The sequence below is a fragment of the Halalkalirubrum salinum genome (assembly GCF_005543295.1).
Classification (GTDB): Archaea; Halobacteriota; Halobacteria; order Halobacteriales; family Haloferacaceae; genus Halalkalirubrum; species Halalkalirubrum salinum.
Window position 1 is genome coordinate 867 of record NZ_SRSG01000050.1, and the last position, 6,895, is coordinate 7,761.

6 protein-coding genes are annotated in these 6,895 nt (G+C 45.9%); 1 reads left to right on the plus strand and 5 read right to left on the minus strand.

The genetic code is table 11. The annotated features are described in order from the left end of the window. A partial coding sequence (locus E5K03_RS13845) for a DNA-processing protein DprA (protein WP_138007392.1) occupies positions 1–763 on the plus strand: 763 nt, incomplete at its 5' end. Positions 764–880: 117 nt separating this feature from the next. On the opposite strand, the gene E5K03_RS17850 is transcribed toward E5K03_RS13845, so the two are convergent. From E5K03_RS17850 to E5K03_RS13860, 5 genes are all read right to left on the minus strand, one after another. Further along, complete coding sequence (locus tag E5K03_RS17850) at positions 881–1,006, minus strand: hypothetical protein (protein ID WP_321167632.1); 126 nt, start codon at positions 1,004–1,006, stop codon at positions 881–883. A 227-nt stretch (positions 1,007–1,233) separates the two neighbouring features. After that, on the minus strand, positions 1,234–1,659 hold the full coding sequence (locus E5K03_RS18025; protein WP_449267301.1) for a hypothetical protein: 426 nt from the start codon (positions 1,657–1,659) through the stop codon (positions 1,234–1,236). Between the two features lie 779 nt (positions 1,660–2,438). Further along, positions 2,439–2,936: a hypothetical protein gene (locus E5K03_RS13850; RefSeq protein ID WP_240730037.1), complete on the minus strand. Its 498-nt coding sequence runs from the start codon at positions 2,934–2,936 to the stop codon at positions 2,439–2,441. A gap of 2 nt (positions 2,937–2,938) precedes the next feature. Next, positions 2,939–4,972 (minus strand): AAA family ATPase, encoded by a 2,034-nt coding sequence (locus E5K03_RS13855; RefSeq protein ID WP_138007393.1) that lies wholly within the window; start codon positions 4,970–4,972, stop codon positions 2,939–2,941. Between the two features lie 264 nt (positions 4,973–5,236). Then, the gene (locus tag E5K03_RS13860; protein ID WP_138007394.1) at positions 5,237–6,655 is read right to left on the minus strand and encodes a DEAD/DEAH box helicase family protein; all 1,419 of its coding nucleotides are present in this window, start codon (positions 6,653–6,655) and stop codon (positions 5,237–5,239) included. Positions 6,656–6,895 lie beyond the last annotated feature (240 nt).

The following is a 6,895-nucleotide window of genomic DNA, read 5'->3' on the forward strand; positions in this document are numbered from 1 at the left end:
GACCACACTTTCAGACATCCGGTCGCTCAAAGACGAGGTCGAAGGCTATATTGACCGTTTCGGTGCCTACGAATCGAATGGAATTACAATTCTTGGTATCACGGAAGCTCGGTATCCGGAAGCAGTCCGTGTCGGCCCAGCACCGGTTCTCTTATACGCAAAAGGAAACGTCGGACTCCTGACCGAAGACGCAATCGGTGTCTCAGGATCGCGTGAAACGAACGAAACCGGGCAACAATGGATCGAGTCGCTCTCGGCAGAACTCGGAGAAAATGGGTACACACTCGTTAGTGGTGGGGCCCGTGGAGCGGATACCGCCGCTCACCGAGGTGCGTTAGGTACTGACGGTTCAACCATCGCCGTTCTCGGAACGGGCGTCAACGTCGCATACCCGCCAGAGAATCAATCCTTATTTGACCAAATCATCGATACAAGCGGTCTCATCCTCTCAATGCGCCCACCCGACGCTGACCCCGCCCGTCATGCGTTCCTTGACCGAAATGAACTCATCGCGGCACTGAGTGACGGGATGATTTTCGTTGCCACCGATGGAAATGGGGGAACCATGGCTCAATACAAAATAGCACTCGAACACGATCGCCCTATATTCGTTCCCCCAACAGATTTCGATATTGCCCCGAACGAAGGATTGGCTAAGATCCGAGAAGCAGACGCTACAAAGAGTATAACTACTGCTTCCGACCTACAGAATACACTTTCAACGGGGGATGCTGAGCAAAAGAATCTCGATGAGTGGACATGACACTCGCTTAGTATCGGAACGAGGTGTGCCGCATCAATAATACTAAGAGTACTCATTTCACAAATCGGGTTTTAGACGGTGGCGGACGCTGGCCGCCAGTCGTATTCATTCGGTATTTTATGCCCCATTCCGTAGATTCTCTCCATACTTCGCCCACGCTTGGTACATCCCTACTCGTTCCGCTTTGCTCATCGTGTCGTTCTCGTCCGGATCATAAAACGGGAGCTCCTTTTTTTCGGGCATTGGCATCACCTGACTGAGCGGGTAAAGTTTCTAATAATAATGCTCTAACACCTAGTCTTCGCCGTGCTCAACGACGGCTTGCTGGATATACGAGGTACCCTGAGAGTACTTGTCGGCGAGTGTTTCAGTCATTGATAGTTGTGTGCTGTGGGGTTTATGTAAGTCTGTACAGCTGAAAGTCAGAATTCAGGCATGCTTGAATCCTGTGAGCGAGTAATTAACAGCCGTCAACTTGAACGGGTCCCATTCTGACAGGTTCTCTCCGTACTCCGTACCTTCGGAGTCGAGGTGGGCACAGAGCTGTTGAATAATGTCGTTGAGATCGACCCAACTTCCCGATCATACCGACCGGCAGTCCGCGTGAGCGTATCTGGCTCCAACTCACAGTCAATGATCAGTAACAGACAGTATGATCGGTACCGACCCCCGTCATTGATAAGCAGCAAGTGACACACTATGTCTTCAGAGGCGATCTCTACCTGTTTTTTGGACCGGAGATAGTACTGACTCTCTTGCGTTAAACGGGATTCCGTACTGCTCAAGAGCGTTCGGGCCGGTCTAATGGAACTGTGATGCAGTTGCCTCACTCTAACAGCTGAACAGGTACTCGACCATGTCAACCCATATAAGCCGAACGCCAGCAGCGTGTTCACTTGCTTCCTGTCGATGGAGATGACGCACCTGCTGCGGTTCGTGTGGTAGTCAAATAATACAGGAGCGGGATCGTGGATCCAGCAAGCAGGCCGGGGAAGTCGATGTGCGGGTATTCGCGTGTGAGGTCAATAAACCGCTGGGTCGGCTCAGCGTGCGACAATGATATAACCGTATCGACCACCATCTCGTTCTCTCACAACGAGTCCTTGATCTGCGAGCTTCGATACTACACGGGAGGTACGTCTTGGATCCAATCGAGTTCGTCGGCTAACTCTCATTGTATCGACTTCCCGCTTAGGTGCGTGCTTAAATGTAAGTGAACAGTGAGTATTGGTTCAGAGAGCAAGTTGTCTTAAAATGGGCAACTTATTTATAAACCTCTTGTGTGTTTTAACATTACGTAACTGCAGGGAGCACGCTGCGCTACGCCGGCGTTGCTAAGGCAAATCAGAGAACTAACAGTATCCTGCGCCTCTATCCGTACTCGTTGTCTGTGATAATATGTGCGACTTCTGTAAGTCCTCTGTCAGTGACTCTACCGTGAATCAGAGCTAAAGCGCTAGCAGCTGACGGTGTCATTGTTGGTGAGCCGACTGAGCTGAATATCTGCGCTGCTACTCGCGGGTCGTTCAAGAACCATCTCATGACTAGTTTGAGAATACTCGGCTATGATTTAAAGAGTGAGCGGAACGCTATCTCAAACGTTAAGCATCCCATCGACTGGTCAATATATCTTAATTTATACAGGCTTTGACGAGTCGATAAACTATGGTCCGCATCACTCACCTATCATCTTCTGATCAAAGCTCTCAACTATTTCATTCAAAATATCATCTCTCTGATTATTACTTCTTGGATGCTCGTTCTCAATAAAAGAAATAAGCCCATCACGAGGATTACCGGGTGCGTTGCCAAATTCACGTTCCAACTGCTCTACACCTGCCTTAGCATATCGGGCAAGTATTTCGAGTTGAATCTCCGGATCAACTAACGCTTCTGCATCACCGGTATGCTGGTAGGCGATAGATGCTGCAACTGCCCGATAAGTTTGCTTATTGGATAAATGCATCCAGAGCATTTCCCCCTGAGTCTCACCTTCGCCTGCGTATTCAGAATTCTCGTAACCCTCAACTGTAGTCATGTCTGTCATCGCGTAACCTACACTTGCAGCAAAAACAAAGAAATCAACGTACGTATTGAACAAACCCCATTCATCAACCATTTTGTCATAGACCGGATGCCTGTAGTAGTTTTGACGGATCGTGGAATTGGACATTATTATATACCCCCTGTTGTATTTTCTTCTTGGATTATTGTTTGTGGATAACTTCCAGATTCATCCCCTGGTTGAAAGGATAATTGATACTGACGCCCAGCAATTTCCGAGAGTTCGTTTGCAACAGGGCCTCGCCACTGTGAGTCTGTCACAAAGACTACCGCTTGCTCAGCCATTCGAGGAATAACACGACTTACTTGACGTCGATGTTCATCATCAAGTGCTCCGAACGGAGAATCCATCACAATAGGATATATCCCACCGGTAAAGTATTCACTATCGCTATCTGACTCATATCGCTCTTTTGCAATCTGAACGAGACTCCCAATGAAGGTCAAACTTGCAATTTGACGCTCTCCCCTAGATTTCTCTACCTCTAGATATTCGTTTTCAAGCTTGTCTCTAATACGGAGCTCAAATTTATCAGTGATCTCAGCATTATACTCTTTTGTTGCGATCTCGTCGAAAGTTTCTGCAACAAGCGAATTTGACCAATTACGGATTCGTGACTGAAGATTATCAAATGATCCTTCCAACTGCCGACGAACAGATTCTGCAGCTCGCATGCGCTTACGGGCAATCTCAGCCTCTTGCTGTTCTTGACGAGCCTCGTCAATATCTTTATTAACTCTTTTGAGCTCTTTCTCAAGCTCCTCGATCTGTATCTCGTGGCGGACGATGTCCTCTTTTGTCTCCTCAAGCTCATCTGATTTTTTATCACGAGCCACCTCTAATTCACCTGGAGTCTCACCTGTCTCAGGATCTACAGCATCAATCTCTTCGATTCGTGAACTGATTTCACTAATCTTCTCAGCAAGTTCTTGCTCTCGGTCCCGTAATTCAGCGCGATCATTGAATAGTTGAGTGACCGTATTGAAATACTCATCACGCTCCGAATCTAGTTGGGTTAGATGGGATATAATCCGTATTGCAGCTTGGTCAAAACCTTCTGTTACCCTGTCAGATTTATACGATTTAACTTTACTATGTGCATCACTTCCTGGGTTGAGTGTACGGCCGCAGATGCATTCCTTTTCTTTCAAAAGACGATCAATAAATTGATTTGACACCTCTGACGGAATTGCGCCTTTATCACGGAGTTGATCTAGATCTTTTGCTGTTTCCTCAACAGCAGGCATGGCAAATGGAAGATGTCCCTTTGTGCTAATTGTGTCCTCAATATCCTGATTAAACTTGCTGATCTTTTCTTCAACACGTTCGAGGTCATTCTCAAGTTCCCCTCGTTCCCTTTCTAAGTCAGAAGAGTCATCCATATTCTCAAGTTTTAATTTAATTTCCTCGATTTCTGATTTGAGTATATCTCGTGTTTCCTTCGCAGAATCAAGTGCCTGCTCGTGATCTTGCTTTTTATTTTTCATTTTGGACCGTCGTTCCATGAGTGATTTCAACTCAGTATCAGCATACTGTTCTAACTTTGTCTCAAAACGAGCTTCAACATCTTCAAGATGTGATATCGACCGTTCAATAATTTTCAACCCCATAATATTCTGAATCGCTTCACGAATCTCCCCTTGACTTTGTGTCTCAGAAAGCCGTGTAATGTATTCGCCATCAAAAAAGAAGAGATTATTCAATCGTTTAGGAAGTATCTGTTCAATTGCGTCTTGTGGATTTTTTCTAGTCCCACGGGTTCCGTCGGGTTCTGTGTAGCTTAGTGAGAGACCGTCATCAATAACCTGTCCTTCGAAATCGTCATCTGACTGCTTTTGGTACTCAACCCACCGGGTTAGCTCATACTCAATGTCTCCATCCTCAAATTCAAGGGATACTTCAACTCTGATAGTATCATTTGAGCTTGCTTCGGCCATCGCTCCCTGACTAGCGAGTTTATTTGGACGAAGATTGAAATCTACATCACTATACAGTACCCATGTCAGTGCGTTTTTTAATGTTGTTTTGCCAGAACCATTTTGACCATGAATGACAGTAACGTTCTTATCATCGCCTTGTGCGAAAGTTATGCTACCAGAGCGGAATTGCCTGAAATTTAGTAGATGTAAACGAAGAAGTCGCATAGCTATTCTTGAATCTCCTCTTCAATAATTTTCTGAATTTCAGGGATGATATTATGTGGTTTTCGCATATGAAGCTGCTTCTTTTCTGCCTGTAAGGTTCTATTCCGTATGCGAGCTAGTGTCTCAGAGTCAATGTCCTCAACGTTTTTTTGTTTTCCCATTGGTTATCTATGCTACTTAGCTCCATATTAATATGCGTATCCCTCAAATAGATATCTTACATTTCTCATTATGTGACCAGTTAAGTATCATATGTATATTGTATTACATTTGTTGGAGATTAAAACCTCGTTTTAACTCTCCAATAGCTCCAGCATCAGTTGGGATCCCGGGGATATCCGAGTCTGGATGATTACGCGCTGATTCAGCAAACAGGTTTACCCGTTCTAGTTCTCGTTTGACAAGATTTCGCTCTGTTGTGAATAGGGTCTTATCACTAGTTGGGTTCGATCGGACTTCCATCGGTGGTGCCACAACAAAATCGTGGATAATCGCGTGATTTTTTCCGGGATGATTCCGGAGAATACGCCCTCGGCGCTGTACAAACTGTCGTGGATTAGAAGAACTCGCTAGCATATACGCAGTGCGCGTTGCCGGAACATCGACTCCCTCATCGAGACACCGGATTGCGACGAGTGCATCGATTTCACCGTCGCTAAACCGTTGTAAAAGACTCTGCCGCTCTGCTCTCGATTCATCAGCAGTAAACCGTCGAGCACGAAGCCCGAGGTCAGTACGAAGCGTCGTTGTTGCAGCATCAACATGCCTACGTGTTCGACTTGCAACTTTTCCCTCAACTGTACCATCACCGCAATAGACTAAGGTATGTTTGACCTCTTCTTCCTGTTCAATGAGTTTAACAAGCCGATCTAATTTTCTTTTTGCAGTCCCAACTAATCGTGCCCGTCTAAATAACAGAAACTGAAGATCTTTGTTGTCTTGGAGATCCGCATCACCAAGATCCTCACCCGTTCGACTGATCAATCGAGCAATTTTTTTGGAGAGTTTGAGATACTCATCAGATTCATCTTCGGTCAGTTCTATTACATGAGGTATGTAATAGTACTCACAAAGAGCTCCATTTCGAATTGCCTCGCCAAGTCCGTATTGGTAAACTATCCCGCCGAAGTATTCGAATAGTTCTTCGGTTCCTTCGTCATCATAAAATCGTTCAGGTGTAGCTGAGAGACCCAGTCGCAACGGAATTGCATCAGGTAAAGCTGCCTTGAGATGTGGTGCACCAAGGTGATGTACCTCATCAGCAATGAGCATAAATTGATCTCGGCTGATCCGTGAGAGGACTCGCTGAAAATTTTCTGAGGCGAACGTTGCGTGAGTTGTGATAGCTACTAATTCGTTGCGAACGCCAAGATCAAACTCGGCAAGTTCACTTTCTAGACGTGCTTGCCAGTTTTGACGACTTTCATATACAAGAATCGGATTTTGACCAAAATCTCGGACATCCTCAGCCCACTGGTCAACTAGATGCTGATATGGGACCGCAATGATCAGGGCCATTTCTCCATCTACTTTCTGAGAGACTTGTGATGCAGTCAGAAGCGCCGTCACAGTCTTTCCGGTCCCAGTCGCCATCTGCAGTACGCCTATGCCACCAGCAGTCATCCAATTAGAAACCGCTTGCTGCTGGTATTCACGAGCATCAACCCAATCTGGTATATTCATAATTGCGCTAGTTTCCGGTAGCTTTCTTACTTCACTTCTGTATAATCTTATATACCCTATTGCACGCTCAAAATTAGTTCGACCGGCGGCATGGGCTTGACTGAATTAGTCTCCTCACCGGTGGACTGTACGTTCTTATCACAGATTATCTGATAGGAGTTGCTAAATTTGCGGGTGTCTCGACCCAATATATCATGTGATGGTCACAAAACAGAGCCGCCTGAGAGCGACGCCTCTCAG